Here is a 25,773-nt window from a genome sequence, read left to right as displayed (position 1 = left end):
CTTCACCGCTCCGGGCGCAGCCTCCTCGTCCGGACCGCGAACAGCGCCGTGCAGGCGGCGGCCGTGAGCAGCAACGCGCCGGCCGAGCCCAGCCACCACGGCCAGTCGTGGGTCCACAGCCGGTCCGGGGTCCCCAGCTGCGGGAGATCCACTGTGGCTGCCCCGGCGGCATAACCCCACCGCGCGGGCGCGAGCCACGCCAGCTGGGCCAGTACCGGCCGCCCGGCCACCGGGATCATCCCGCCGCACAGCACGAGCTGGGCCATCACCGTCACGACCAGCACCGGCGTCGTCTGTTCGAGCGAGCGCACCAGCGCCGAACCGAGCAGGCTCAGCAGGCACGACGCGAGCGCGGTCAGCCAGACCGCGACCGCCAGCTCGGCGACCGGCCGGGACAGCAGGACGGCGTCGACCGGCCCCGGCTTGACCGTCGTGACGACGCCGACGAGCACCGCCGACTGCACGGCCGCGACCAGCGTGAAGACGACGGCCTTCGCGAGCGCGTACGCGCCGGGCCGCAGGCCGACGGCCCGTTCTCGCAGGAAGATCGCGCGTTCGGCGACGGCTTCCCGCGCGGACGCCGCCGCGCCCATGAACGCCGCCCCGACGAAGACCAGCACGAGCATCTGCGCGGCCTCCGTCGGGTGCTCGGGCACTGATCGCCGCAGCCCTTCGTGGCCGGGCACGGCCAGCGCGAGCACGGCCAGGACCACCGGGACGAGCAGCAGGAACAGCGCGTACCCGGGATCGGCGAAGATGAGCCGCAGGTGCCGGGCGGCCAGCGTGCCGACCTGGTGCCCCAGCCCGGCGTGCACCGGCGGCGGCGCGGCGGAAACCTCCGGCGGTGGCGCCGAAGCCACGGGCGCGGGCTGGTGCGGCGGTGCGGTGCCCGCGACCACGCGGTGGAAGATGTCGGCCCAGTCGGCGGTGCCGAACCGCGCCCGCAGCTCCGCGGGCCGCCCGCTGAACACCGGAACCCCGCCCGGCGCCAGCAGCAGCACGAGGTCGCAGCCGTCGAGGTGGGTGACGTTGTGCGTCACCACCACGACCGTCCGGCCGGCGTCCGCGAGTTCGCGCAGCCGGCCCATGATCTGCTTGTCGAGCGCCGGGTCCAGGCCGGAGGTCGGCTCGTCCAGCATCAGCAGCGACGGCGCGGTCAGCAGCTCGAGCGCGATCGACACCCGCTTGCGCTGCCCGCCGGACAGCCGGTGGATGGGCGTGCGCGCGTGCTCGGTCAGCTCGACTTCGGCGAGTGTCTCGGCCACCCGCTGCCGGCGGGCCGGCGCACCGGTGTCGTCGGGCAACCGCAGTTTCGCCGCGTAGGACAGGGCGCTGTGGGCGGTCAGTCGCGTGTGGACGACGTCGTCCTGTGGCACGACCCCGACGCGCCGCGCCACCGCCGACCGCTGCCGGCGCATGTCGTAGCCGTCGTAGGTGATGCGCCCGCTGGTCGGCGCGACCTCGCCGGAGAGCACCTTGAGCAGCGTCGACTTGCCCGCGCCCGACGGCCCGACGACCGCGACCAGCTGCCCGGGCCGCAGGTCGAGCGAGACGCCCGACAGCAGCGACCGGCCCCCGACGGCGAACCCGACGTCGTCGGCCACCAGCCGGGTCCGCTCGCCGCCGGTCGCGACGAGGTGGTCGCCGTCGACGCGGAGATCGGTGGCTCCGACGGTGATCCGGTCGCCGTCGGCGATCGGCGAGCGCCCGGCGACCGGGACGCCGTTGACCAGCGTCGGGTTCCGGCTGCCGAGGTCGGTCAGCCGCCACGCCCCGCCGACGCGTTCCAGCCGGGCGTGGCGCCGGGAGACCTGCAGGTCGCCCAGCACGATGTCGTTGTCGGAGGCCCGGCCGATGGTGATCCGGACCCGGTTGCCGATCCACACGTCGGTCAGCTCGTCGTGGTCGTCGACGTCGGAACTTCGCCGGGCAGGCCCAGCAGTTCCGCGGTCCCGAGCACGAGGTAGCTCCGGGCGCAGCATTCGCTGTTGCCCGATACGCCTTCGTACTGGAACCGCAGCCGCAGCACGCCACTCACGTCCAGGTCGATCGGTGTCGGCGTGCCGTAGGCCACCGGCTTGTTGAAGATCTCCCGGCCGTCGGCGAAGATTTCGAGCTGCATCTTCAACGACGAATCGCCCGCGTTGTCGTCGATACCGGCGGTCGCGGTGAACCGGCGGAAGCCCTTGGAGACGTTGTATTCGACCGCTTCCGTGCGCGAATCGGAGGCCACCTGGGCGCCGAGCGAGTGCAGGTAGTTCTTGCCCGCGATGTTGGCGTTCTGGTTGGCGTCCCAGCTGCCACTGGCGGGCTGGGCCGAGTCGAGGTAGACCAGCTGGGCCTGGCGCGCCACCGTCAGCGTCACCGTGGCGCCGATCGCCGCACCGGCCGCCGGGTCCTGCGCGATCACCGTGCCGTCGTCGGCCGTCGCGTCGATCTTGTCCACTGTGGTCACCTGGATGCCCGGCAGCGCGTCTTGCGCGGCCGCGAGCTTCTTGCCCACGACGTTCGGCATCACGCTCGGTTTCGCCGTGGTCGTCACCGACGGCGAGTCGCTTGTGGACACCGGCGTGGGCGCCGACGTCGTCGGGACCGTGGTGGGACCCGGCGATGCCGTGGTCTGCGACGGCCGGAAGGCGAACCAGCCACCGGCCAGCAGGGCCAGGACGACGACCAGGATCAACACGACCCGGCCGCGGCGACGGCGTTTCGGAGGGGCCACGTTCACTCCTGAAGGCAGGCTCGGCGAGGTGGTCGCCACGGGACGGCGCGGGGGTGGCGCCGGGGTGCCGTACACGGTTTGGGTGCCCAGGCCGGTTTCGTTGAGGGGCACCGGGGGCGGCGGCGTGGTGAGCGGCAGGACGAGCGGCTCCTTCATCAGTTCCAGCACCAGCGCGTCCAGGATGGTCGCGACCTGCTGGGCCGATTCGGGCCGGTCCGCCGGCCGTTTCGCCATCAGCCAGGTCAGCACGTCCCACAGCTGGTCGGGGACCCCGGCGGGCCGGCCCGGCAGCGCGCTTTCGTGCAGCCGGATCACGGCGAACGTCGACTGGCCGGCGAACGGCGTCACCCCGCAGCACAGCTCGTACAGCAGGATGCCCAGCGAATACAGGTCCGACGCGGGTGTCGCCTCGAGGCCCTTGCCGAGCTCCGGGGCGAGGTACTGCGGAGTCCCGACCAGCAGCGACCGGCGGCCCAGATCGGTGGCGGTCGCGAGCCGCGAAATGCCGAAGTCCGTCAGGCGCGGCACGGTTCCGTCCATCAGGACGTTCTCCGGCTTGACGTCCCGGTGCACGACGCCGGCCTGGTGCACGGCCGCGAGCGCCGCTGCCACCCCGGCCCCGATGCGGGCGACTTCGGCCGGCAGCAACGACTTCTCCGCGGTCAGCCGGGCCCGCAGGTCGCCGCCGCCGACCAGGTCCATCACGATCGCCACGGTCTCGCCCTCGACGACCAGGTCGTGCACGCCGACGAGGTTCGGGTGCCGCAGCCCGACCAGGATGGACCGCTCCTGCAGGAACCGCGCCACCAACTCCGGGTCCTCGACGAGCTCGTCCCGCAGCACCTTGAAGGCGTAGGCCTTCCCCTGCTCGTCGGAGCCGGCGAAGACCCGCCCCATCGCGCCGGTGCCCAGCTGGTCGCCCAGCCGGTACCGGCTGCCCAACGCCTTTTCCATGTCGAAGACCTCCAGAACGGTTCAGTCTTCTTCGGGACTTTTCTTCCCGAAGAGGGTGTCGAGGTGGGGAAAGAGCTGCCAGACGAGCACCGGCAGGTTCATCAGCAACCGCGTGACCCCGGCGCGGTTGCGGAGTTCGGACCGCCAGCCGAGGGACTGCCCGATGCGGCGTTCGGCTTCGGCGACGAGCGGGACCGCCGCGGTCTTGTCGCCGGTGAGCATGAGCGAGATGCCGAGGTCGAGCTGGGTCATCATGGTGTCCGGGTGGTGCGGCCCGATCGATTCCCGCTGCCGCTCCAGCAGCGATCGCAGGATGCCGGCGCCCGTTGCGTACTGCTTGAGCTGGGCGTGCGCCTGCGCGGCCGAATAGCTCATCCAGTGGTGCAGCGGGTGGCGATCGCCGAAGACCCGGTCCACCAGCGGTGCCAGCTCCGCGAACTCCCGCAGCGCTCGTTTCGGACGGCCGCGCGTGACCGACGTGCGCGCGCACCGGACGCCGGCGACCAGGGTCAGCGGGCTTTCCGGGCCCAGCAGCCCGGTCAGCTCGTCGCGAACGGAGCGCAGGTGCGCCTCCAGCGTGTCGAAGTTCTGGTCGCGCGCCTTGAATTCGGTGAGCTCCAGCGACATCTCGGCTTCGGCGTGGACGCCGATCGCCTCCAGTCGCACCGGGTGCCGCTCGTGGTCCGGCGTGTCGTGCTCACGGAGGATCGCTTCGGTGATCGTCCGCGCCTCCTTGACGTCGCCGAAGACGAGCTTCAGCCGCGCCAGCTCGATCCGGGCCCACGGGTTCGGGTCGGCGGCGTCGAGGAGGTCGAGCGCTTCCCGGAAGCGTCCGCGCATCCGCTTGGCGACAGCCATGAACACGCGCGCGTCGGCGTTTTCCCCGTCCGGCGGCGGTTCCGGCCAGATCGGGTCGGCTTCCGCGAACCGGCCCAGCTGGTCGAGCGCGCGGGCGCAGGTGAGCCGGGCGCGGAACGCGTCTCCGGAGTCCAGAAGCGGGCGGCAGACCTCGACGGCCGTCTCGAAGTCGCCGGCGTCGACCAGTGCCGCCGCCGCGGCCACGCGGTCGGCCGGGCCGGCGTCCACGGTCAGGATCCGCTTCGCGGCCGCCCTCGCGGCGACGACGTCGCCCTGTCCGCGGAACCAGTCGAGGCCGATCCGCAGCAAGCGGGTCCGCTGGCCGGCGGGTACGCAGTCGTGCGCGGCGAGCGCCGCGGCGTGCTGGTGGCGGTGCCCGGTGCCGCCCGCCGGCTCCAGCACGGCCGACGCGGCCTTGCGGGTGAGGTCGTCGTCGAGGCCCGCGGCGTCGCGGACCAGGGCGTGGACGTCCCACTCGCCGCCGAGGTGCGTCAGCAACGCGCGCCGGGCGAGCTCGGCCACCGCGTCGGCGATCGGCTCCCCGGGCAGGACTCGCTCGACCAGTTCCGGTGGCACGGGTGCCCGGGAGATGGCCGCGGCGATCCGCAGGATCCGCCGCGCGGTCGGCCCGCACGCGCCGACCGCCTGGCGCAGGGCGGCCACCGGGGTTTCCGGCACGGAACCGAGAGCTTCGGCGAAGCCGGTCGCGCCCCGGCGGTCGCGGTACGCGGTGACCACGCTCGTCAAGACGATCGGGTGGCCGCCGCAGCGTTCGACCAACCGCCGCACGGCCGCGAGCTCCCCGGGGTCGTCCGAGCCGGCGATTTCCGTGTACAGCACGGATCCTTCGTCTTCGGACAAGCCGGTCAGGTCGACGACCGGAGCGGGCCAGTCCGGGTTGCCGGACCTCGTGGTGAGCACCGTGCGGACGAACGACGTCGGCATGACGAGCTGGTCGAGCACCTCGGCCTGCAGCTCCGACGGGACGTCGTCGATGATCCACAGCTGCGGTTCCCGGGCGGCTTCGATGCGCCGCGCGACCACGTCGCGGACCTGCTCCGGCGGCAGGTCGCCGACGTCGGCACCGAGGTCCGCCGCGATCGCGCGGACGTGCTCGTGGAATCGTGCGAGCGCGCCGACGGGGTCGTCCTGGCCGAACAGGCCCAGCCACCGCACCCCGCCGGGGAAGGCGTCCCGGAAGAGGAACGCGTACTGCTCGGCCAGGCTGGTCTTCCCGAGCCCGGCGAACCCGCGCACGACGGCGAGCGCCGCCGACGTCCGTGGCGTCGTGGCCGGCAGCTCGCGGGCGTGCAGCGCGCTGTGGATCGCCCAGAGCTGCCGGTACCGGCCGACGAACCGCCGGGGCCGCAGCAGCCGGGGCAGCACCGGTGCCGTGCTGCGCACCGCGCCCAGCGGGGCGGCCGCGGCCCGGACCAGCTCGGCGATCCGGTCGACGACGAGCGTGCGTTCCCGGTCGTTCTTCGGTCGGGCGGCGTAGGCGGCGTCCTCCAGCTCGACCGGGGCGATGTGGTTGCCGTCGGACTCGGGGTTGACCACGAGCACCCGCCGCCGGGGATCGCCGTGGCGCTGCGCCGCGAGGAAGGCCGACGTCAGTTCCCATTGGCAGGCGTACCGGGTCGGGAACCGGCGCGAATAGTAGGCGAGCAGCACCTTCGACTCGGCGAGGGCGGCGTCGAGCCGTTCCGTGATGCCCTCGAACCGGTGGATGTCCTTGTCCCGGAAGACCCGCAACCCGGCTTTTTCGAGGGCGTCCTGGAGCGCGGTCACCTCGACGGTGTCCGCCCAGGTGAAGCTGAGGAAGATGTCATAGGGCGCGGTCACGCCACACCTCCTGCGCACGTGAAGTCGTCCAGCCAGCTGATCCGGTGGAAGCCGAACGCCTCGACGGCGGCGCGCGGTGAGGTGAGCGCTTCCCCCGCTTCCGCACGGAGGACCAGCTCTCCGCCGACGTTGTGGACCGAGAGCGGCACCGTCACGCGGCCGGACCCCCCGGTCGGGAGTTCGAGCCTGCCACCGTCCCATGTGGACACCACGAGCAGCCCGGGCGACGGTTCGGCCGGCGGGAACACCGCGATCACGACCAGCCGCACGAGCTGCCGGACCTGCCGCAGGTCGGCCGACACGGACCGTCGGCGCACCGCGAGGAACGGGGTGCGGGACGCGGTCGTCCCGGAGCCGAGGTAGGCGGACCGGCCGTCGGTCAGCTCGTAGGCGCACCCGAGTGCCGCGGCCCCGCTCACGGCTTCGACGGTCAGCAGCCCGATCGCGCTCTGCAGGCGGTCGAGGGTGATCGCCGGTGCCTTCGGCCCGAGCTGCAGCCGTCGCCCGGCGGCGAGCCGCACCACCGGCCGTCCGGAGCGGCGAGCCGGTGGCGCGGGCCAGGTGTCCGGCACCGGCGGCGGGGCGGCGAGATCGAGCGACGTGCGGACCGGTGCCGCCGGTTCGCCGCCGAGATCCAGCGAAACGCTGCCGAACGCCACGGGCCGAGCCGCCAAGTCCACGGGCGCGACCACCGGTACCGCCGGTTCGCCGTCCAGATCCAGCGAAACACCGCCGAGCGCCACGGGCCGAGCAGCCAGATCCACCGGCGCGACCACCGGTACAGCCGGTTCGCCGTCGACATCCAGCGAAACACCGCCGAGCACCGCAGGTCGAGCGGCCAAATCCACCGGCGCGACCACCGGCACCGACGCTCCGCCGTCGAGGTCCAGCGAGGCACCCGGCGCTCCGCCCTCACGGTCCGGCAAGGCACTACCGGCCACCGGCGCGGCCGCCCTGCGCCGCCGCCGGAGGAACACCAGATCGCCGCGCGGGCCCGGCTCGCTGGGCGTCGTGAAGTCGAGGGTCATCGCAGGACCCCGTAGTCCTCGGCGAGCGCCGCGATCCCCGCCCGGTAGCCGTCGCCGAGCACCTTGAACTTCCAGCCCCCGTGGTGCCGGTAGACCTCGCCCAGCGCCAGCGCGGTCTCGCCGTCGAGCGCGGGCGCGAGGTTCTCCGAGCGGACCAGCTCCCGGTCGTCCCGCGGGTCGAGCCCGCGCACGGTCAGCGTCCGGAGCCGGCCGAGGCCGCGGCGCAGGCCGTTGCCTTCGTTGACGTACAGCACCGCGATGATCCGCGAAACTTCGTCCGGCACCGCGCCGAACACGACCTCGACCTGCTCGACGTCGTCTCCGGTCACGGCCACCGACCGGCTCGGCTCGGTCAGCTGGTTGAAGAACACGAAGTGCCCGGCCGAAAGTGCCCGGCGCGCGGAGTCGCAGAGGATCGCGGCCAGCACCAGGCTGTCGGCCAGGGCCGGTTCCGGGCCCGCTTCCCACCGGACGCCGAGGACGATGCCGGGCAGGTCCGGGATTTCGCGGGTCAGCTCGACGTTCGAGCCGCGTCTGAGATCAGCCATCACAGGTCCAGGTCGGAGTTCGAGAACTTGGCGCGGAGGAACGACTCCTGCGTGCGCAGGGCGTCCGCGGCCCGGCCGTGTTCGGCTTCGTGCAGCGAGATCACCTCGTCGAGCAGGGACTCGAGCTGGCCGAGCAAGGATCCGCTCGCGCTGTCGCCCACGCGGAGGAACGCGTCCAGGGTCGTCGGCAGGTGGTCGGTGACGATCCCGGCGACCGCCACGCGCGTGTGGATGTCCGGCGTCCGCCCGACGTCGAGGAGCTCGGCCAGCACGTCGGTGATCTCCCGCGCGGTCACCACGGCGGACGGCGGCAGCCGGCCCGACCGCGCGTTGACGGACCGGATCAGCGCCGCGAGCCCGTCCCGCAGCGCCTCCGGAGTGTCGTCCGGAGGCGCCTCGGCGGACAGCGGGAAAAGCGCGGTTTCCCTGCGCAGCCAGGCCATCGGCTCACCCCGCGCCCTCGTGCCGACGGCTGCGCTCGAGGTACGGCTTGGCGCGGTCGAGCTGGCCCTGCAGCGCGGCCACGGTGTCCGCCATCGAGTCCGTCGCCTGGGCCCGGAACGTGTCGAGCGCGTCCATGGTCGCGAAGACGTTGTCGAACGCCGCCTGCAGCTTGCCGATCTCGATCGTCGACGACGCCGCCTGTCGGTTGATCTCGGCGCCCTGCTGCTGGAGCTGCCGGGAGGTCGCCTCGATCAGGTCCGACGTCGTCGCGTTGAGGGCGGTGACCTGCTGCAGGACGAGCTTCTGCCGGGCCAGCGCCTGCGAGACGATGACCGCGGTGCGCAACGCCGAAATGGTGGTCGTCTGCGCCCGGTCGACACCCTTGATGAGCTCGATGTTGTTGCGGCGCACCAGGTCGAGCGCCAGGTACCCCTGCACGGCGACCGCCATCTGGGTCAGGATGTCCTGCCGCCGCTGCCGGACGCCGAACAGCGCGTCCGACTTGAGCGTGTCGGCTTCCTCGGTGCGGCCGAGCGCCTGGAGGTCCGAGACCTTCCGCTCGATCTCGGCGTCGAGCGCACCGGCGAGCTCGTTGTACTCGGTGAGCTTGCCCATCGTGGCCCAGAGGTTGGCCTTCTCCGTGTCGATGCTCGCGTTGTCCTTGCGGAGCTCGTCCTGGCCGGAGTCGAGCGACCGGATGATGGCGTCGATGTGCGACTGCGCGGTCCGGTACTTGGCGAAGTACCGGTCGACGCGGTCGCCGCCGGGCAGGAACTTCAGCAGCCTGCGCACGCCCTTGAGGTCGGCCCGGTTCGGGTCGAGCTCGGTGATCGTCGAACGCAGATCGATGAGCGTTGCGGACACGCGGGTCTGCGCGTCGTCGCGGTGCCCGCCCTTGCCGGGCAGCTTGGCGGCGGGCCGGTCGAGCATCCGGTTCGACATCCCCGCCGCCGCCCGCATGTCCCGGTCGCCCATCGACGTGATGCCCTGGATCTTCTGGGCGTAGACCGGCGAGTGGAAGTCCAGTTCGGCCAGCTCGGCGACGAACGCGCGGGCCTTCTGCCGCAGCTCCGCGCGTTTCGCGGGATCCATCGGCACCGCGCCGGCCGCCTCCTGCTGCTCGACGAGGCGGACCGGGGCCGGCGGCGCGAGGTACAGCCCGCTCCCGGCCGCCTGCGCCGCGGCCGGCGGTGGCCCGCCGAGCTCGAGATCCGACATCGGAACGCCTCCTGGGTCCGGGGTCAGAGGTGCCGGGACACGGCGGGCAGCAGGTCGCGGAACGTCCGGCCGGTGGCCGCCGCGCCGATCGCGGTCATCGCCCAGCCGCCGGGTTCGCGGGTCAGCTTCGCCATGATCTGGGCGGTGTGGCGGCCGGACCCCGAGAGGTCGTAGCGGGCGATCTCGCCCTCGTTCGTCTCGTCGACGAGCCGGCAGTACGCGTTCTCGATCTGGGAGAAGTCCTGGCCGGTGAAGGAGTTGACGGTGAAGACGATCGTGGTGACCTTGGCGGGGACCCGGCCGAGGTCGACGCGGATCGACTCGTCGTCGCCCTCGCCTTCGCCGGTGAGGTTGTCGCCGGTGTGGCGGACCGAGCCGTCGGTGCTGTTCAGCTGCTTGAACCAGACCTGGTCGACGAGCCGGTCGCCGGCGTCGAACAGCAGCGCGGACGCGTCGAGGTCGATGGTCTGCGCCCGGCTGCCGAACAGGCCGCGCTTGCGCATCGCGTCCCAGCCGAGGCCCATCCGGACCCGCGTGAGCGTGTGGCCGTCCGCCTTGGTCAGCGAGACGCGCTCGCCCTTGCTCAGTGTCACAGTCATCTTCGTGTCCTTTCTTCGGTGGGTCAGTGGGCCGAGGTGAGCCGGGACGTGCCGAGGTCGGCGGCCGGGCGGGCCCGCGACAGCCGGCGGTTGCGGACCACCGACGACAGCAGCGCGGTGCCGATGAACCCGACGCCGACCAGGCCCGTGACGATCTCCGGCACCTCGTAGCGGATGGTGCAGAGCAGGAGCACGGCGAGCGCCCCGATCGCCCACTGCGCGCCGTGTTCGAGGTAGGCGTATTCGTTGAGCGTGCCGTTGCGGACGAGGAACACCGTCAGGGCGCGGATGTAAGCGGCGCCGACGCCCAGGCCCAGCGCGATGACGACCGGGTCGGACGTGATGGCGAACGCCCCGATGACGCCGTCGAAGCTGAAGCTCGCGTCCATCACCTCGAGGTAGAGGAACACCATGAAGGCCGCCTTGCCGGCGACGGCCACCGGCCGCGCTCCGCGTTCGCCGTCCGGTTCGAACAGCTCGCTCAGCCCGCTCACGAGCAGGTACGCGATGAGGCCGAGCGCGCCGGAAACGAGGACGCTGGCCGGTTTTCCGGCCGGGGCCAGGAAATCCGCAGCCAACAGGAGCGCGCCGGCCGCCACGACCACCGAAATCTGCTTGAGGCGGCCGATCCGTGCGAGCGGGCGCTCCAGCCACGACAGCCAGGTGAGCTCACGCTCTTCGAAGATGTAGTTCAGGAAGAGCATCAGGAGGAAGACACCGCCGAAGGCCGCGATGGCCGGGTGCGCCTCGTGCAGGACGAAGGCGTACGTGCCGGGGCTGTGGACGCCGCCGCCGGCCATGGCGAGGTGGTAGGCCTCGGCCGGCGACAGCTTCGCGGTCAGGCAGACCACCACGACCGGGAACAGCAGCCGCATCCCGACGACCGCGACCAGGATGCCGGCGGTCAGGAACAGCCGCTGCCACTTCCGGTTCATCCGCCCGAGCACGCCGGCGTTCACGACCGCGTTGTCGAAGGAAAGGGAGATCTCGAGCACGGCGAGCACGGCGACGACGGCCAGGCCGAGCGTCCCGCCGTACCAGAACGCCAGCAGGAGGCCGGCCGCCGTGATCGCGAACGCGCCGCCGAAGGTCTTCAGCACCATTCCACTCCCGTTTCCGTGTGAATCCCGTTCGGCGGCCGCCGTCCGGTCAGGCGGCGTTGATCCCGTAGTCCTTGGCGATTCCGGCCAGGCCCGAGGTGTAGCCCTGGCCGACGGCCCGGAACTTCCAGTCGCCGCCGTTGCGGTAGAGCTCGCCGAAGACCATCGCGGTCTCGGTGGACGCGTCTTCGGAGAGGTCGTACCGGGCCAGTTCGGCGCTGTCCGCCTGGTTCACGACGCGGATGAAGGCGTTGCGCACCTGCCCGAAGGCCTGGCCGCGGGATTCGGCCTCGTAGATGGAGACCGGGAACACGATCTTCTCGATCTCGGCCGGCAGGTTCGCGAGGTCGACGGTGATCTGCTCGTCGTCGCCGTCGCCGCCGCCGGTGAGGTTGTCGCCGGTGTGCCGCACCGCGCCGTCCGGCGTGGCCAGGTTGTTGAAGAAGACGAAGTGCTTGTCGGACAGGGCGTTGCCGTCCGCGCCCAGCGCGATCGCGCTCGCGTCGAGGTCGAACTCCTCGCCGCTCGTGGTCCGCTCGTCCCAGCCGAGGCCGACGGTGACCGCGCTCAGCCCCGGCGCCTCCTTGGTCAGCGAAACGTTGCCACCCTTGCTCAGGCTGACGCCCATTTTTCCTCCTCGGTCGCCGAGAATTCGGCGCGGCTCCGCGGGAATTCGCGGCGCCCGCCGAGGTCGGCAGAAGAATGGTTCCCGTTACACCCCGAAGGTGCTTTCACTTTCCGGGTGCCACCGATCGACGGTGGACACCACCCCCAGTCGGCGGATCCGCCCGGCCCGTTACCGGCGGTCCGGCGCTTGACCGGATCGTCACCAATTCCGAATGTGTGAGAGGAGACCGGGAAACGGCGTCATCCGGTCATCGCCGGACGGCCGGGCGGGAGTGTCGCGTTTTTGTCGCGGATTCGACGCGGCTTTCCGTGCCCGGATAGGGCACGCTGGAAGAAGCCGCTCACGCGAGGAGAAGGATGGCGCGCACCCCGCACGGCCGGTCAGGGGGCCGGCTGCCAGCCCACGCCGTAGGACCGCGCGGGCTGGAGGTCGCGGAAACCGGTGTGCACCTCGCCCGCGTTGTCGAGGAAGAGCGGCTTGCGCGCGGGCAGCGGATCGCCCGCGTCCTTGGAGAGGTCGCCGTCGATGCGCCAGATCCGCTGCGGCGGGTCCGCTCGATCGAAGCGGACATTGAGGTCGAAAGTCTCGCACGGGAATTCCGGCGTGCAGCAGTAGTACGGCGCCGGCATTTCCTCCAGCCGGATGCGGAAGAAGAATTCGTGCTGGTCACCGGCGTCGAGTGCCTGCGGTGGCCGCAGGCGGAACGCCACCCGGGTCGACGAAACCAGCCGCACGGAATGCACCTCGCCGCCCGCGACGACGTCGATGCCGAGCCCGGAAAGGTCCGGTCGGCCGGTGGTGCTGGCGGGCCGCGCGAGGGAGACGCTGTGCTCGATTTCCGCGAGCCCGGCGACGTGGCTGACGATCCGCCGCGTTTCGAAGACCTCGGCGGCGCCGCCGGTGAGCGTCAGCCGGACCGCCAGCGCCGACGTGTGCCACGGGCCCTGGCTGATCGCCGCCGGGCTCCCGAACGCCGCCGGCGTCCCGTACGCGGCCTCGGCGATGAGGTAGACGACGTCGTCGGCACGGCGTTGCATCGTGCGGATGTTGCGGTCGGCGCCGGTGCCCAGCAGTTCGAGGCGCGCGGTGTAGCGCTCGTTCGCGCCGGCGCCGAAGCCCAGCACGATCCGCGCCGTTCTCCGCTGCGGTTCGGGCAATTTTTCGATCAAGGCCAGCAGCGTGGCGACCACTTTCGCGCGGACCGTCCCCGGCCCGTCGTCCTCGTGGACCCCGCACACCTCGCGCAGTTCTTCGCCGACGAGACCAGGCAGGTTCTTCGCTTGGACGCCCAGGCCTTTGCGAAGCATTTTCAGCTCCGCTGACAGCGCGTTGATCTTCGCCTCGGCTGCCTCCTGAGCCAAGCCGCCACCTCCGTCTTGTCGCCTGCGGGGAAGTGTACTCATGGTGCGCCTCCCGCCCGAAGCCCTCACCCGTTTCCCGGCGGTTTCCGGAAGCGGGAAACCGCGCAGGTCCAACTGGTCAGCACCGTTTCCTCTCGAGTGGCAACGGGAAACGTCTTTTAGCACCGAATTCACCGGGTGAAGCTGGGATCGCCGAAATTCCTCGGCGAACCGAAGCAATTCGATCCGGAAAGGTGAACGCGATGCACACGCACCTCATCATCGTGCTCGACCAGCTGGTCACCCTGCTGGGCTGACCAGGAGCAGGCCGGCGGGCCCGGGCCGCCGGCCGTCCTTCCCCCCGATCGCCGAATACAGGATGATTGACCGATGCAGGACTTTGGAGCGGAATTGAAACGTCGGCGGACGTCGGTCGGCATGTCACTGACCGGACTCGCGGCGGCCGTCCATTTCACCAAGGGCTATCTGAGCAAGGTGGAGAACGGCAAGGCCCGGGTGAACCGGGACCTGGCCAAGGCCTGCGACCGCGTGCTCGACGCCAAGGGAGAACTGCTCGCGCTCGTCGCGGAAGCGGGATTGCCCGCGCGCCGCAGCGCCGGCGGCATCGTCGGACTGCCGGACGGCGGCCGCTACTTCGTCGGCCGGGAAACCGAGCTGGCCGCGCTTTCCGCGCTGCTGCTGGACCCGGACGACGCCCGGGTCGGCGTGGTGCACGGAATGGCGGGCGCGGGCAAGACGGCGCTGGCCGTCGCCGCGGCCCGCCGCGTCGAGCGGGCCTTCCCGGACGGCTGCCTCTTCTTCGACCTGCGCGGCCACACGCCCGGCGCGACGGAGCTTTCGCCCGCCGAGGCACTGGGCCGGCTGCTGCGGCTGCTCGACGTCTCGGCCGACCAGCTGCCCGCCGACGAGGACGGTCTGGCCAACCTGGTCCGCGACCAGCTGCGCGGCCGGCGGATGATCCTCGTGCTGGACAACGTGCGCTCCGCCGAGCAGATCCGGGCGATCGTCCCGGGCGAGACGTCGTCCCGGATCCTGGTGACCAGCCGCGGCCGGCTCCCCGCGCTCGACGACGCCTGGCACTTCCCGGTCGACGTGCTGCCGCTCGCGGAAGCCGTGCGGCTGCTGCGGTCCGTCGCGGGCGAGCACGCACCGGACGACGAAGACGTGACGACCGAGATCGTCCGGCACTGCGGACGGCTTCCGCTCGCGGTGCGCATCGTGGCCGCCCGGTTCGTCGCCGGCGGCTGGACGGCGGCGAAGCTGCGCGACCGGCTCGCCGACGAAACCACCCGGCTCGGCATGCTCGACGACGGCGAGCGAAGCGTCGCCACGGCGTTCGCCGTCTCCTACGAATCCCTGCCCCGCGACCAGCGGCGGCTGCTCGGCCTGCTCGCCCTCCACCCCGCGACGGCCGCGGAGATCGCCGCCGTCGAAGCGCTCGCGGGCCTCGGACCCGGCGAAGCCGACCGGCTGGTGGACCGGCTGCACGACGCCCACCTGGTCGTCCGCGACGAGCGGGGGTACGTCGAGTTCCACGACCTGATGCGGATGTTCGCCGCGACGCACGCGCTGCCCGACGTCGAGCCGGACGATCGCGAAGTCGCCATGAGCCGGCTGGTCGACCACGCGCTCATGACGACGCTCGCGGCCGACGAACTCGCGGAGCCCTACCGGTTCCGCCCGGCCACCGGTATCGCGGCGGCGCCCGCGGTGCCGTTCGCCGACGCGGACGGCGCACTCGCCTGGCTCGCCGCGCAGTGGCCGATGCTGGCCGAGATCGTCGACGCCGCGTTCCGGCACGGCCTCAATGAGCGATGCTGGCAGCTCGCGTTCGTGCTCCGCGCGTACTTCTTCCGGGAGAAGCTGTTCGAGCCGTGGATCCGGACGCACGAGTGCGCGCTCGAGGCTGCCCGGGCGGCCGGCGACCCGAGCGCGACCGGGATGATCCTCAACAACCTGGGCATGGCGCACGTCGAGTCGGGTCGCGTCGACGAGGCCGTCCGGTTCCACCAGGAGGCGCAGGAGTGCTTCGCGCAGGCCCGCGACGATCGCGGCGCGATCGACGCGCTGTCGAGCCTGGCGTGGGCGCGCCTGTACCGCGGCGAGGCCGAAACGGCGGTGACCGATTTGACGACGGTGCTGGACGTCTACCGCCGGACCGGCCGGACCCGCAACGTGGTCATCGCGCTGCGCGGCATCGCGCTCGCTTCGACGGCGCTGGAACGGTTTCCCGAAGCGCTGTCGCGCGCACGTGAGGCCGCCGAGCTGGCTCAGCTACCGGTCGACCGGGCGATGTCGGCCAACTGCGAGGCGTGGGTGCGGTTCCGCGCCGGGCAGTGGGCCGACGCCGAGAGCTGCTACCGCCGCGCGGCCGAGCTGGCGGACGACGCGGGCAGCGAGTACGAGCGCGCACGCGCGTTGACGGGCCTCGGCAACACGGCAGCCGCCCGCGACGACCGCGGGACGGCCGTTCGCTGGTGGGCGGAGGCGGACGCGTACCGGGTCACGCTGGCGCCCGCGGTGCTGGGCGAGGCCGAACACCGGCAGCGGCTCGAGTGATCAGTAGACGATGAAGAAGATGAGCCGTTTCGCCTGCCAGGTCCAGATCCGCCAGGCGTAGCGTCCGGCCAGCGCGGACAGGGCCAGGCAGAGCAGGCCGCCGGCGACCGAGCCGTGTCCCAGCTGGAAGAATCCGCCGATGGCCAGGACGACGGTCCACGCCGTCCACAGCAGGCCGTAGCCGACGCGGCGGCCTTCGCTGTAGGGACGGACTTCGGCGCCCGGGCCGGCCGGTGACTGCGGTTCTGCACTCATGATCGCTCCTCTGCGTGGCGAATTCGGCATTTCTGCCCACCAGTCGCCGAGCCCGCGAAACGCGTTGCGGGAAGCACGCGCATTGTCCGGCTTCTGACGCGTCCGGCAGGCACCGGACCGCCGGGCGGTGGGATTCTCCCCGCCGGGAAACCGGTCAGAAACACGACACTCGGCGCGAGCCGGTAGCGAAGCCGCCGGAGGTGGCGATCAAGCTCTGAGAAGCAGAAACCGTTGCGAGGACGCCGTCATGACCACCCACTGAGCACCGAAGTCACCATGACCGTTTCCGGGACACGCCGTTTCAGGCAACCGGAAACGCCTTGTCGCGCCAACGTCCAGGCGCGCACCATCAGTGCAGTCCCGAATTCCGCGGATCGTTGAAATCCCCCTTTCGCGAGGAGCCTGCCATGATGGTCGTCTGTTCTTTTTCCGCGCTCGTCCGCACCGCGCTTTTCCTCGTCGCGGTGGCCCTGGTGGCCGGCCTGTCGCTGGCGGGCCCCACGACGCCGGCGGGCACGCCGAGCCAGGGCCCGGCGGTGTCCACGTCCACCAGCGAGCCCGTCGAGCACTGACCACCGCCGTGACGTCAGCCTTCGAGGACCTCCCGGAGCTTCCGCGCGAAGGCTTCGGGTTGGCCGGCGTAGCCGAACTCACCGCCCAGGAAACCGCCGTGGTGGCTGGGGAAGACCGTCGGCTCTTGGCCGAGGCGCTCGGCGGTCGCGAGTGCCGTGCGTCCGGTCATCACGTCCGCGGATTCCTCGCCCACCGCGATCACGATCCGGGTCGGCGCCGCGTGCAGCGCCTCGACGTCGAGTCGGTAGCTGGTCACCGCCAGGGAGCGGTCGGTCAGCAACGGGTCGTCGCGGCGGCCGTCGTCTTCGGGCGGCATGCCGAACTGGGCCGGGTCCGCCGCGGGCAGGGCGAAGTAGTCGTCGGTGAATTCGCCCTTCCACGAGGTCATCGTGATGAAGGCCGCCATGCCGGCGCTGAAGCCGCGCGCCTGGTAGGCGTCCCGGACGGCCTGCCCGGCCCGCTCGGCCGCGGCGGCGTCGGGCAGCACCCCGACGAGCGGCGGCTCGTGCGCGACGAGGGTCCGGACGTCATCGGGATAGGCGGTGACGAGCGCGAGCGCGGTGACGGCGCCCCCGCTGCTGCCGAACACCTCGACCGCGCCGGCGCCGAGCGCCTGGATGACGCCGTGGATGTCCCCCGCCTGGGTGGCGGGCACGTGGTCTTCCCGGCCGTCCTTGCGAACGCTGCGCCCGAGCCCCCGCGGGTCGTAGGTGACGACGGTCCGGTCGGGGAAGTACGACGCCAAGGTGCTGAACCCGCCGGCGTCCATGGGCTGCCCGACCATGAGCAGCGGAGGCCTCGGACTGTCGGCGGGCGCGGGCCCGTGCACGTCGTAGACGACGTCGGCTTCCGGCGTTTCCAGTGTGTACGTGGTGGCCATGGTTCCTCCCCTGTTCCGGACTCGGGGGAAGCGTAAACCGGGGCACCGACAGTTTCCGGCGTCTCGCAGGGTGGAGCAGGCTCCGCTGGTCAACTCACGAGCCCGGTCCGATACGCGTACACCACCGCCTGCACACGGTCGCGCAGGTCCAGCTTCGTCAGGATGCGTGACACGTACGTCTTGACGGTCTCCTGGCTGATCACCAGCGTCCCGGCGATCTCGCTGTTGGACAGTCCGCTCGCGATCAGCCGCAGCACCTCGAGTTCCCTTGGTGCCAAAGCGACTTCGCCGGACGCGGCCGGGCGGATCCGGGCCGCGTACTTGCCGACCAGGCGGCGCGTCACCTCCGGGTCGAGCAGCGCGGCGCCGGTCGCGACCGTGCGGATGCCGTGCAGCAGCTGGGCCGGTGGCGCGTCCTTGAGGAGGAATCCGCTGGCGCCCGCGCGCAACGCCTCGTACACGTACTCGTCGAGGTTGAACGTCGTCACGACCAGCACCTTGACCGGCTGCGCCACCCCGGCGCCGGCCAGCAGGCGCGTCGCCTCGATGCCGTCGAGGACCGGCATCCGGACGTCCATCACCACGACGTCGGGCCGCAACGACCCGGCGAGCTCGACCGCGGTGCGCCCGTCCGCGCACTCGCCGACCACTTCGAGGTCGGGCTGGGCGTCGATGATCGTCGCGAACCCGGTGCGGATCAGCGCCTGGTCGTCGCAGACGAGAACCCGGATCACCGCGGGATCCGAGCCCGGACGGCGAACCCGCCGCCGTCACCGCCGCCCGCGGAGAACTCGCCGCCGAGCGCGCTGACGCGTTCGCGGAGCCCCGCCAGGCCGCGCCCGCTTCCGCCGAGCGCCACCGGGCCCGCGGGGGCGCCCCCGTTTTCCACGCTACCGGACGGCACCGACAGTTTCGGCGGCCCGGAAGTCGTTACCGCCACGAGGATCTCCTTCTCGTCGTGCCGCACGCGGACGTCGGTGCGGCTGCTGTGCGCGTGCTTGAGCGCGTTCGTCAGCGCTTCCTGCACGACGCGGTAGGCCATGGCGTCGGCGGGGCCCGTCGCCTGGTCACCCGACTCGGTGAACTCGACCGGCTGACCGGCCCGCCGCGTCTGCTCGACCAGGCTCCGCAGCGAACCGACGGTGGGCGGTTCGGCGCCGTGGCCGGGGTTGAGCAGGTCGAGCAACTGCCGGAGGTCCGAAATGGCCAGCCGGCCGGTGTCGGTGATCGCGGTCAGCGTCCGGTCGAGCCGCTCCGGCGCGGCGGTCAGGTAGCGCGCCGCCTCGGTCTGCACGACCATCGCCGTCACGTGGTGCGTCACGACGTCGTGGAGCTCGCGCGCGATGCGGGTGCGTTCGGCGGTGCGAGTGGTCTCGGCGACGTGCCGCCGGTGTTCCGCCTCGGCGGCGCGGGACTGCCGCAGCCAGGCGCCGATCCCCCACGCGAGGCCCAGCGCCAGGTAGAACGTGACGAAGCCGGTCACGCCCTCGGTCGACCCCTTCCGGGCGAGCGCGACGGCCAGCGGGACGTACGCCGCGGACGCCACTGCCACCGTCGTCCACCGGGAGCCTTCGAGGTGCGCCGCCGCGCTCAGCAGCGCGATCGGCAACGCCGTGCCGGCCACCGTGTGGTAGCCCGCGAGCTGGTCCACGGCGAACCCGAGCGACACGAGCGCGAGGCAGCCGGCGGGCCACCGCCGCCGCACGGCCAGCGGCAGGCACTCGAGCGCGACCACCGCGAAGGTGAGGCCGTCCATGGGCCGCGTCGGCAGGTCGCCGACCTGGGTGCCGTAGCCGCCCAGCGCCGGGATCAGCGCCAGGCCGGCGAGCAGCAACGCGAACGCGAGGTCCCGGACCGTGACGTCGAGTCGCCGCCAGACGTCGATCACGGGAGGACAGTAGCGGTCGCGGCGGCCCGTCCCCGGCGAGGCACGACGTGGCCGCGGCGCCGGGCCAGCCCCATGAACACGATCGTCACGACGACGCCGGCCAGCACCGAGAAGACGCTCGCCTCCGGCCCGAACTCGCCACCGCTGAGCGCGGCCGGGCCCGACATGACGCCGTGCAGCAGGCCTTCGGGGGCGTTGGTGCCCGAGACGTCGGTGCCGAAGAGCCCGCCCTCGGCGAAGTTCCACCCGAAGTGCAGCCCGATCGGCACCCAGAGGTTCCGGGTGGCGGCGTAGGCGGCGGCGAGCATGCCCCCGGCCTCGACGGCGATGGCGAGGGCGCCCCAGAGGGTGGCGTGGGCGTTGAAGAGGTGCGAAAGGCCGAAGAGCAGCGCGGTCAGCGTCAGCGCGAGCCAGGTGCCGATGCGTCCTTCGACGATCCGGAAGAGGATTCCCCGGAAGATCAGCTCTTCGGTGACGGCGGCGGCCGCGCTGAACCCGAACAGCGCGACGGCGCCGCCGACGGAACCCCAGCCGAGCACGTCGTAGCCGCCGAAGAGGGCGATGACTCCGATGACGCAGGCGAACAACCCGACCCCGATGAGGAGCCCCCGGCCGAGAGCGGCGCGGTTCTTCGTGATCTCCACCGGGACGCGGTCTTCGGTCTTCCGGACGATCCACCGGTAGGCGAGCACGGCCAGTGCCGCGGTGCCGAGCCCGAGGACCAGGGTGAGCGGGGCGTTCCACTGCACGGCACCAACGGCCAGGCTGCCGGCGAGGGCCACTGCGGCCACGGTCACGAGCTGCAAGAACAATCGCACGACGACTCCTTGGCGAGAACCCGCGGCGGAGGTACCGCGGCCAGGAAGACGCTAGGGATTTCGCGGGCGGGAAACGTCACCGTGCGGTGGACAGTTGCGAGTAGCTCGCCAGGGGGACAAGCGGTCGGCGAGTGCCGCGCCCCCGCCGGGAAGTGGGCATCGCGGCTGCCGGTTCACCGAGGTGGGCCCAGCGAGGCGGCATAGAGCACCGGACGTCGTCCCGCGGCAGGGCGGCGAGCGCGCCAACGTCGGTCTGGGGCAGATGAGCGAGAGGGGGCCTCAGCGCCCGACCTCTCGGCGGAGTTGACTTCGCCGCCGCAGACGCTCATGCCCCCGACGAGCGACGAGACGGGCGGCAACATGTCCTCCAGAGATCGGATCGTGACACAACTTCGCGGGGGATGGGACGTCTGATGGGTCGTGAGAGTGATCCGTATCGGCGGCCTCGGCCTGGTGGCCTTACTGCTGGCTGCGTGTAGTGGACAGACCGACACCGTGGGGGTCGCGCAAGCGGTCGGAGCAGCCGGAGCGGCCGGGACGGCGACAGTGCCCGGGGCGCCGGCCGCGACGGTGGCGTTCGAGGGCGGGGACCAGCTGAGCCCGAAGGACCCGATCGTCGTCAAGGCGTCGGGGGGCACGTTGCAGGCGGTCACGGTCACGAACCCGCAGACCGGCAACACCGTCAAGGGCGATCTCTCGCCGGACAAGACGACGTGGACCAGCACCGATCACCTGCGGTACGCGGCCACGTACCAGGTGGTCGCGACCGCGGTGAACCAGGCGGGTGCGGCGAGCGAGCAGCGCGGGGAAGTGCACACGCTCAAGCCGGCCGGGGTCGCCACTCCGGCGCTCTTCCAGCCGGCGTCGGGTGATTTCGGCGTCGGGCTGATCATCGGGCTGAAGTTCGACCACGACATCACCGACAAAGCCACGGTGGAGAAGTCCTTCAAGGTGACGTCCTCGCCCGCCCAGGACGGCGGCTGGTACTGGGTGAACAAGCGCGAAGTGCACTTCCGGCCCAAGGACTACTGGAAGGCCGGCTCGACCGTGAAGCTCGAGACCACGACCTTCGGCATGCCGATCGGGGGCGGCGTGTACGGCGGCCAGGACGTCTCGGCCACCTACAAGGTGCACGACTCCTGGATCGCCAAGGCCGACGGCAAGACGCACCAGATCAACGCGTTCCACAACGGGCAGCTGGTGAAGACCGCGCCGATCAGCATGGGCAAGACCGTCGACACCCCGCCACGGGGCCCGACGCCGACCTTCAACGGCACGCACACCGTGCTGTCGAAGGTCGACCACACGATCATGGACTCCTGCAGCTACGGCGTGTGCGAGGGCGACCCCGGCTACTACAAGGCACCGGAGAACTGGGACGTCCGGATCTCCAACGACGGCGAATACCTGCACGAGAACCTGAAGACGGTCGGCGTGCAGGGCCGCGACAACGTCTCCAACGGCTGCCTCAACATGAACACCGAGAACGCCAAGTGGTTCTTCGACACCTTCAACGTCGGCGACGTCGTCGAAATCACCAACTCGGGCGGCCCGCAACTGGCCATCAACAACGGCCACGGCGACTGGGCCATCAGCTGGAACGCCTGGCAGGCCGGCAGCGCCCTGCACGGCTGAGTCCCGCCCCGGCACGGTGGCGGGAAGGGATGCTCACCGGGCGCGTCCGCAAGGACCGGCAGCTGACCTCCGCCGCGCCGAAATGCTCACCAGCATCAGCGACGAGCGCCGAATCGGCGCCGTGGAGCAACTCATCCCGCTCGCTGACGAGGCGGGCGCGCCGATGACCCACCTCGCGGTGGCGTTCGCGATCACAATCGATCGAACGGGCCAACCGCTCAGGTGCCGCGACCGAGACGGCAGACGGGCGGCAGGTCGGGAACCCGGCGGTCCGGGTCGGTACCCGTCGCAGGCCTGGGTGCCGTTGATGCAGTCCAGCGCCCACGGATCGGGACCGTAGACGGCTCCGGTGCCGTCGAGGGTCCACTGCGACAGCTGCCCGGAATTGTCGCCGGACAGATCGCTGTCGAACCACAGCAGGCCGGTCGCGGGGGCCGGGTGGGTCGGGACCGCGTCGGCCGTCGCGGGAACACGAGCGCGGTGCCGAGCAGCACGGCCGCGATGACTTTTCAGCCCCAGCGGTCAGCTACGACAGCAAAATATGCCCGAACTTCATGAAAAGCACAGGGCGAACGCGGGTTTACCGGAGCCGCCAAGGGGGCTCGAACCCCTGACCTTCTGTTTACAAGACAGATGCTCTACCAGCTGAGCTATAGCGGCCTGGCGCCGGAGCGCCGCACCCAGTGTATCGGGCTCGTCCCAAGATCCTCCCGAGAGGCAGGATCCGCAGCTCCAGGCCACCATGGGGCAACGTGGTGGACGCCACTCCATGATCCGTGCAACGGTCGGCGGGTGGGCGTCGATGGTCCGAGGGAGAGAGCGAGGAGGTGGATGGATCATGAAGATCAACGAGCGCACCAACGAGGGCAAGGCGACCAGATGGCCGGTGCTGGAACCACCCGCCTCACGGCCCCGGACGCACCGGCCCAACCTTCTGCGCGGCCGTCCGTGGCACGTTCTCGAAGCTCCCACCGGTGAGCTGCCCGCCGTCGACGCCGACGAGGCCATGGGGCCTCAGCTGCCCGACGAGGCCACCGTCAACTTCGTGCTCGACCTCTCCCTGCGCATCGGCGAGGTGCAGATGGCCAGCGGCGCCGGCGCGTCCGACGTCACCGCCACCATCCTCGCCATCGCGAGCGCCCTCGGGTTGCCGCACTGCGAAGTCGACGTCATCTTCACCTCGATCACCGTCACCTGTCACCGGGGCACCGACCTCACGCCGGTCACCGCGCTGCGCGTCGTCCGGAGCCGGAGCCTCGACTACACGCGGCTGACCGAGACCGAGAAGCTCATCCGGCAGATCGTGCGCGGGAACATCGGGGCCGAGCAGGCGCAGACCGAGCTGGAGCGGATCACCTCGGCGACGCACCCCTACCCGCGCTGGACCGCGACGCTCGCCTGGGGCGGGGTCGCCGCCTTCATCACGCTGCTGCTCGGGGGCGGGCTCGACATCGCGCTCGTCGCCTTCGTCATCAGCGGGGTCATCGACCGGATCGGGCGGTTCGTGAACCGCTACGGGCTGCCGTTCTTCTTCCAGCAGGTGATCGGCGGCCTGGTCGCGACGCTTTCGGCCATGGTCATCGTCAGCAGCAACGTGCTGACCACGGACAAGCCGACGCTGGTCGTCGCCGCCGCGGTCACCGTGCTGCTGTCCGGGCTCTCCACCGTCTCCGCGGTCCAGGACGCCATCACCGGCTACAACGTCACCGCCGCCGGCCGCACCATGGAGACCGTCCTGATGTCGGCCGGCCTGATCTCCGGCGTGGTGTTGGCCCTGCGGATCGCGGTCATGCTCGGCCTGCCGCGCACGCCGCTGCCGGACGTGCCGACGTCGACCGCGCTGCAGTTGCCGATGGTCGTGCTCGGCGGGGCCGGCGCCGCCGGCTGCTTCGCGCTCGCCAGCTACGCCAAGATGCGCGCGATGCTGGTCGCCGCGGCCGCCGGGGGCATCGGCGCCGCCGTCTACGGCTCGCTCATGCTCGCCCAGCTCGACGGCGTCAGCTCGTCCGCGATCGCCGCGACGCTCGTCGGGTTCTGCGGTGGCGTGCTCGCCCGGCGGCTCGGGGTTACTCCACTGGTGGTCGCCGTGTCCGGGATCACTCCGCTGCTTCCGGGGCTGTCGACCTACCGTGGTCTGTATCGGATCGGGGTCGAGCCCAGTGGCGACATCTCGACGCTCATGACGGCCGTCGCAATCGGGCTTGCGCTGGCAGCGGGCGTGGTACTCGGCGAATGGCTCGCCCAGCCGGTACGGACCGGCCTGGGCAGGCTCGAACGCCGGTTCGCCGGGCCGAGGATGGCTGGTCCGCTCGAACCGACCGAGAGAAGCTTGGAGTAACCCGACGGTCACGCGCTGTTCATCGCTCACGCGATAGGGTTTCACTCTGGGGCCGCGACCCAGGACGCGAGGAGCAGCTGACGTGAGTGAGAAGAAGGAGAACGGGAACCAGGCCGATTTCGTCGTGGTGGCGAACCGGCTACCGGTGGACCTCGAACGCACGACCGACGGCGAACGCCGCTGGACGGCCAGCCCGGGCGGGCTGGTCTCGGCGCTGGAGCCGTTCCTGCGGTCGCGCAAGGGCGCCTGGGTCGGCTGGCCGGGCGTCCCCGACGTCGACGTCGAGGAGTTCGACGACGACGGCTTGGTGCTGCACCCCGTCTCCCTGAGCGCCGACGAGGTCCGCGACTACTACGAGGGCTTCTCCAACGCCACGCTCTGGCCGCTCTACCACGACGTCGTCGAGCGCCCGGTGTTCGACCGGGCGTGGTGGAACAGCTACGTCAAGGTGAACCGCCGCTTCGCGCAGGCCAGCGCCGACGTCGCCGCCCAGGGCGCGACCGTCTGGATCCAGGACTACCAGCTGCAGCTCGTGCCGGCGATGCTCCGCGAGTTGAGACCGGACCTGCGCATCGGCTTCTTCCTGCACATCCCGTTCCCGCCGGTCGAGCTGTTCATGCAGATGCCGTGGCGCGCCGCGATCATCCGCGGCCTCACCGGCGCCGACCTCGTCGGCTTCCACCGCCCCGGCGGAGCGCAGAACTTCCTGTGGCTGTGCCGCCAGCTGATCGGCCTCGAGTCGACGCGCGGCGCGGTCGGCGTCCGGTCGCGGCCGGGCACCATGCAGGTCGGCGACCGGACCGTCCGGGTCGGCGCCTTCCCCATCTCCATCGACGCCGCCGGGCTCGACACGCTCGCCCGCACCAAGGGCGTCCAGGAGCGCGCCGCCCAGCTGCGGCGCGACCTCGGCAACCCCAAGACGGTCATCCTCGGCGTCGACCGCCTCGACTACACCAAGGGCATCGACCTGCGCCTGCAGGCGCTGCACGAGCTGCTGCACGAGGGCAGGCTGCAGCCGGACGACGTCACGTTCGTCCAGCTCGCCACCCCCAGCCGCGAGCGCGTCGAGCACTACCAGCGGATGCGCGGCGAGATCGAGCAGATGGTCGGCCGGATCAACGGCGAGTTCTCCCGCGTCGGCCACCCGGTCGTCCACTACCTGCACCAATCGGTCGACCGCACCGAGCTGGCCGCCTTCTTCACCGCCGCGGACGTCATGGTCGTGACGCCGCTGCGTGACGGGATGAACCTCGTCTGCAAGGAGTACGTCGCCGCCCGGCACGACCTCGGAGGCGCGCTCGTGCTGTCCGAGTTCGCCGGCGCGGCCGCCGAGCTCTCTAGCGCATTCCTCGTGAACCCCCACGACCTGGACGGGGTGAAGGACGCGTTGGTAGCTGCCATTACGCTCGACCCGGCTGAGGGCCGTCGCCGGATGCGCGCCATGCGTCGCCAGGTCCTCACTCATGACGTCGACCGATGGGCGCGCTCGTTCCTGCAGGCTTTGGGCGCGGAGGCGGTCGACTGA

At 71.5% G+C, this 25,773-nt stretch carries 21 protein-coding genes and 1 tRNA gene; 5 read left to right on the top strand and 17 right to left on the bottom strand.

The features are described from left to right. Window positions 1–2: 2 nt before the first annotated feature. From OG738_RS14900 to OG738_RS14850, 11 genes are all read right to left on the bottom strand, one after another. Window positions 3–1,886 (bottom strand): ATP-binding cassette domain-containing protein, encoded by a 1,884-nt coding sequence (locus OG738_RS14900; RefSeq protein WP_329054468.1) that lies wholly within the window; start codon window positions 1,884–1,886, stop codon window positions 3–5. A gap of 5 nt (window positions 1,887–1,891) precedes the next feature. Beyond that, entirely contained in the window at window positions 1,892–3,676 is a 1,785-nt protein-coding gene (locus OG738_RS14895) for a protein kinase domain-containing protein (protein ID WP_329054467.1), read from the bottom strand. A gap of 21 nt (window positions 3,677–3,697) precedes the next feature. Further along, window positions 3,698–6,376, bottom strand: coding sequence for a tetratricopeptide repeat protein (locus OG738_RS14890; protein WP_329054466.1), 2,679 nt, complete (start codon window positions 6,374–6,376; stop codon window positions 3,698–3,700). Then, the gene (locus tag OG738_RS14885) at window positions 6,373–7,404 is read right to left on the bottom strand and encodes a hypothetical protein (RefSeq protein ID WP_329054464.1); all 1,032 of its coding nucleotides are present in this window, start codon (window positions 7,402–7,404) and stop codon (window positions 6,373–6,375) included. Before OG738_RS14885 ends, OG738_RS14890 begins: the two co-directional genes overlap by 4 nt. Next, complete coding sequence (locus OG738_RS14880; protein ID WP_329054462.1) at window positions 7,401–7,952, bottom strand: TerD family protein; 552 nt, start codon at window positions 7,950–7,952, stop codon at window positions 7,401–7,403. Before OG738_RS14880 ends, OG738_RS14885 begins: the two co-directional genes overlap by 4 nt. Then, window positions 7,952–8,395: a hypothetical protein gene (locus OG738_RS14875; protein ID WP_329054461.1), complete on the bottom strand. Its 444-nt coding sequence runs from the start codon at window positions 8,393–8,395 to the stop codon at window positions 7,952–7,954. Before OG738_RS14875 ends, OG738_RS14880 begins: the two co-directional genes overlap by 1 nt. 4 nt (window positions 8,396–8,399) lie before the next feature. After that, a complete protein-coding gene (locus tag OG738_RS14870) occupies window positions 8,400–9,614 on the bottom strand; it encodes a toxic anion resistance protein (RefSeq protein WP_329054459.1) in 1,215 nt (404 codons plus the stop codon). A 23-nt stretch (window positions 9,615–9,637) separates the two neighbouring features. Next, window positions 9,638–10,213: a TerD family protein gene (locus OG738_RS14865; RefSeq protein ID WP_329054457.1), complete on the bottom strand. Its 576-nt coding sequence runs from the start codon at window positions 10,211–10,213 to the stop codon at window positions 9,638–9,640. Between the two features lie 23 nt (window positions 10,214–10,236). Further along, complete coding sequence (locus OG738_RS14860; protein ID WP_329054456.1) at window positions 10,237–11,316, bottom strand: DUF475 domain-containing protein; 1,080 nt, start codon at window positions 11,314–11,316, stop codon at window positions 10,237–10,239. Between the two features lie 46 nt (window positions 11,317–11,362). Further along, window positions 11,363–11,941, bottom strand: coding sequence for a TerD family protein (locus OG738_RS14855; protein WP_329054454.1), 579 nt, complete (start codon window positions 11,939–11,941; stop codon window positions 11,363–11,365). 380 nt (window positions 11,942–12,321) lie between these two features. Further along, window positions 12,322–13,302 carry a hypothetical protein gene (locus tag OG738_RS14850; RefSeq protein WP_329054453.1) on the bottom strand — a complete coding sequence of 327 codons (981 nt, stop codon included), beginning with the start codon at window positions 13,300–13,302 and terminating at the stop codon, window positions 12,322–12,324. Window positions 13,303–13,671: 369 nt separating this feature from the next. Here OG738_RS14850 and OG738_RS14845 point away from each other — a divergent pair, with 369 nt between their 5' ends. After that, entirely contained in the window at window positions 13,672–15,861 is a 2,190-nt protein-coding gene (locus OG738_RS14845; RefSeq protein WP_329054452.1) for an NB-ARC domain-containing protein, read from the top strand. Here the strand turns inward: OG738_RS14845 and OG738_RS14840 are convergent, their stop codons facing one another. Next, entirely contained in the window at window positions 15,862–16,116 is a 255-nt protein-coding gene (locus tag OG738_RS14840; RefSeq protein ID WP_329054451.1) for a hypothetical protein, read from the bottom strand. It abuts the gene before it with no gap. Window positions 16,117–16,523: 407 nt separating this feature from the next. Here OG738_RS14840 and OG738_RS14835 point away from each other — a divergent pair, with 407 nt between their 5' ends. Continuing rightward, the gene (locus OG738_RS14835) at window positions 16,524–16,688 is read left to right on the top strand and encodes a hypothetical protein (protein WP_329054450.1); all 165 of its coding nucleotides are present in this window, start codon (window positions 16,524–16,526) and stop codon (window positions 16,686–16,688) included. Window positions 16,689–16,702: 14 nt separating this feature from the next. On the opposite strand, the gene OG738_RS14830 is transcribed toward OG738_RS14835, so the two are convergent. The 4 genes from OG738_RS14830 to OG738_RS14815 all read right to left on the bottom strand — a co-directional run bounded on the left by OG738_RS14830 (window position 16,703) and on the right by OG738_RS14815 (window position 20,275). After that, a complete protein-coding gene (locus tag OG738_RS14830; RefSeq protein ID WP_329054449.1) occupies window positions 16,703–17,569 on the bottom strand; it encodes an alpha/beta fold hydrolase in 867 nt (288 codons plus the stop codon). An 89-nt stretch (window positions 17,570–17,658) separates the two neighbouring features. Continuing rightward, window positions 17,659–18,303, bottom strand: a complete 645-nt coding sequence (locus OG738_RS14825) for a response regulator transcription factor (RefSeq protein WP_329054448.1) — start codon at window positions 18,301–18,303, stop codon at window positions 17,659–17,661. Further along, entirely contained in the window at window positions 18,300–19,457 is a 1,158-nt protein-coding gene (locus OG738_RS14820) for a sensor histidine kinase (protein WP_329054447.1), read from the bottom strand. The genes OG738_RS14825 and OG738_RS14820 overlap by 4 nt, the downstream gene beginning before the upstream one ends. Further along, a complete protein-coding gene (locus tag OG738_RS14815; RefSeq protein ID WP_329054445.1) occupies window positions 19,454–20,275 on the bottom strand; it encodes a CPBP family intramembrane glutamic endopeptidase in 822 nt (273 codons plus the stop codon). Before OG738_RS14815 ends, OG738_RS14820 begins: the two co-directional genes overlap by 4 nt. A 426-nt stretch (window positions 20,276–20,701) precedes the next feature. Here OG738_RS14815 and OG738_RS14810 point away from each other — a divergent pair, with 426 nt between their 5' ends. Continuing rightward, window positions 20,702–21,910 carry a L,D-transpeptidase gene (locus OG738_RS14810; RefSeq protein WP_329054444.1) on the top strand — a complete coding sequence of 403 codons (1,209 nt, stop codon included), beginning with the start codon at window positions 20,702–20,704 and terminating at the stop codon, window positions 21,908–21,910. Between the two features lie 587 nt (window positions 21,911–22,497). On the opposite strand, the gene OG738_RS14805 is transcribed toward OG738_RS14810, so the two are convergent. Beyond that, window positions 22,498–22,570, bottom strand: a tRNA-Thr gene (locus tag OG738_RS14805). A 178-nt stretch (window positions 22,571–22,748) separates the two neighbouring features. On the opposite strand from OG738_RS14805, the gene OG738_RS14800 reads away from it, so the two are divergent. Together OG738_RS14800 and OG738_RS14795 are read left to right on the top strand one after the other, a co-directional pair. Beyond that, window positions 22,749–24,248: a threonine/serine ThrE exporter family protein gene (locus OG738_RS14800; protein WP_329054443.1), complete on the top strand. Its 1,500-nt coding sequence runs from the start codon at window positions 22,749–22,751 to the stop codon at window positions 24,246–24,248. Window positions 24,249–24,330: 82 nt separating this feature from the next. Further along, window positions 24,331–25,773, top strand: coding sequence for an alpha,alpha-trehalose-phosphate synthase (UDP-forming) (locus tag OG738_RS14795; protein ID WP_329054441.1), 1,443 nt, complete (start codon window positions 24,331–24,333; stop codon window positions 25,771–25,773).

It is taken from the genome of Amycolatopsis sp. NBC_01488 (assembly GCF_036227105.1).
Lineage (GTDB): Bacteria > Actinomycetota > Actinomycetes > Mycobacteriales > Pseudonocardiaceae > Amycolatopsis.
This window is presented reverse-complemented; position numbering and strand designations above follow the sequence as displayed.

What these genes read in the sequence shown, in the direction of transcription:
- OG738_RS14895 (WP_329054467.1), bottom strand. Translation starts at nt 3,676, where the DNA reads ATGGAAAAGGCGTTGGGCAGCCGGTACCGGCTGGGCGACCAGCTGGGC.
- OG738_RS14885 (WP_329054464.1), bottom strand. Translation starts at nt 7,404, where the DNA reads ATGACCCTCGACTTCACGACGCCCAGCGAGCCGGGCCCGCGCGGCGAT.
- OG738_RS14880 (WP_329054462.1), bottom strand. Translation starts at nt 7,952, where the DNA reads ATGGCTGATCTCAGACGCGGCTCGAACGTCGAGCTGACCCGCGAAATC.
- OG738_RS14875 (WP_329054461.1), bottom strand. Translation starts at nt 8,395, where the DNA reads ATGGCCTGGCTGCGCAGGGAAACCGCGCTTTTCCCGCTGTCCGCCGAG.
- OG738_RS14870 (WP_329054459.1), bottom strand. Translation starts at nt 9,614, where the DNA reads ATGTCGGATCTCGAGCTCGGCGGGCCACCGCCGGCCGCGGCGCAGGCG.
- OG738_RS14865 (WP_329054457.1), bottom strand. Translation starts at nt 10,213, where the DNA reads ATGACTGTGACACTGAGCAAGGGCGAGCGCGTCTCGCTGACCAAGGCG.
- OG738_RS14860 (WP_329054456.1), bottom strand. Translation starts at nt 11,316, where the DNA reads ATGGTGCTGAAGACCTTCGGCGGCGCGTTCGCGATCACGGCGGCCGGC.
- OG738_RS14855 (WP_329054454.1), bottom strand. Translation starts at nt 11,941, where the DNA reads ATGGGCGTCAGCCTGAGCAAGGGTGGCAACGTTTCGCTGACCAAGGAG.
- OG738_RS14845 (WP_329054452.1), top strand. Translation starts at nt 13,672, where the DNA reads ATGCAGGACTTTGGAGCGGAATTGAAACGTCGGCGGACGTCGGTCGGC.
- OG738_RS14840 (WP_329054451.1), bottom strand. Translation starts at nt 16,116, where the DNA reads ATGAGTGCAGAACCGCAGTCACCGGCCGGCCCGGGCGCCGAAGTCCGT.
- OG738_RS14835 (WP_329054450.1), top strand. Translation starts at nt 16,524, where the DNA reads ATGATGGTCGTCTGTTCTTTTTCCGCGCTCGTCCGCACCGCGCTTTTC.
- OG738_RS14830 (WP_329054449.1), bottom strand. Translation starts at nt 17,569, where the DNA reads ATGGCCACCACGTACACACTGGAAACGCCGGAAGCCGACGTCGTCTAC.
- OG738_RS14800 (WP_329054443.1), top strand. Translation starts at nt 22,749, where the DNA reads ATGAAGATCAACGAGCGCACCAACGAGGGCAAGGCGACCAGATGGCCG.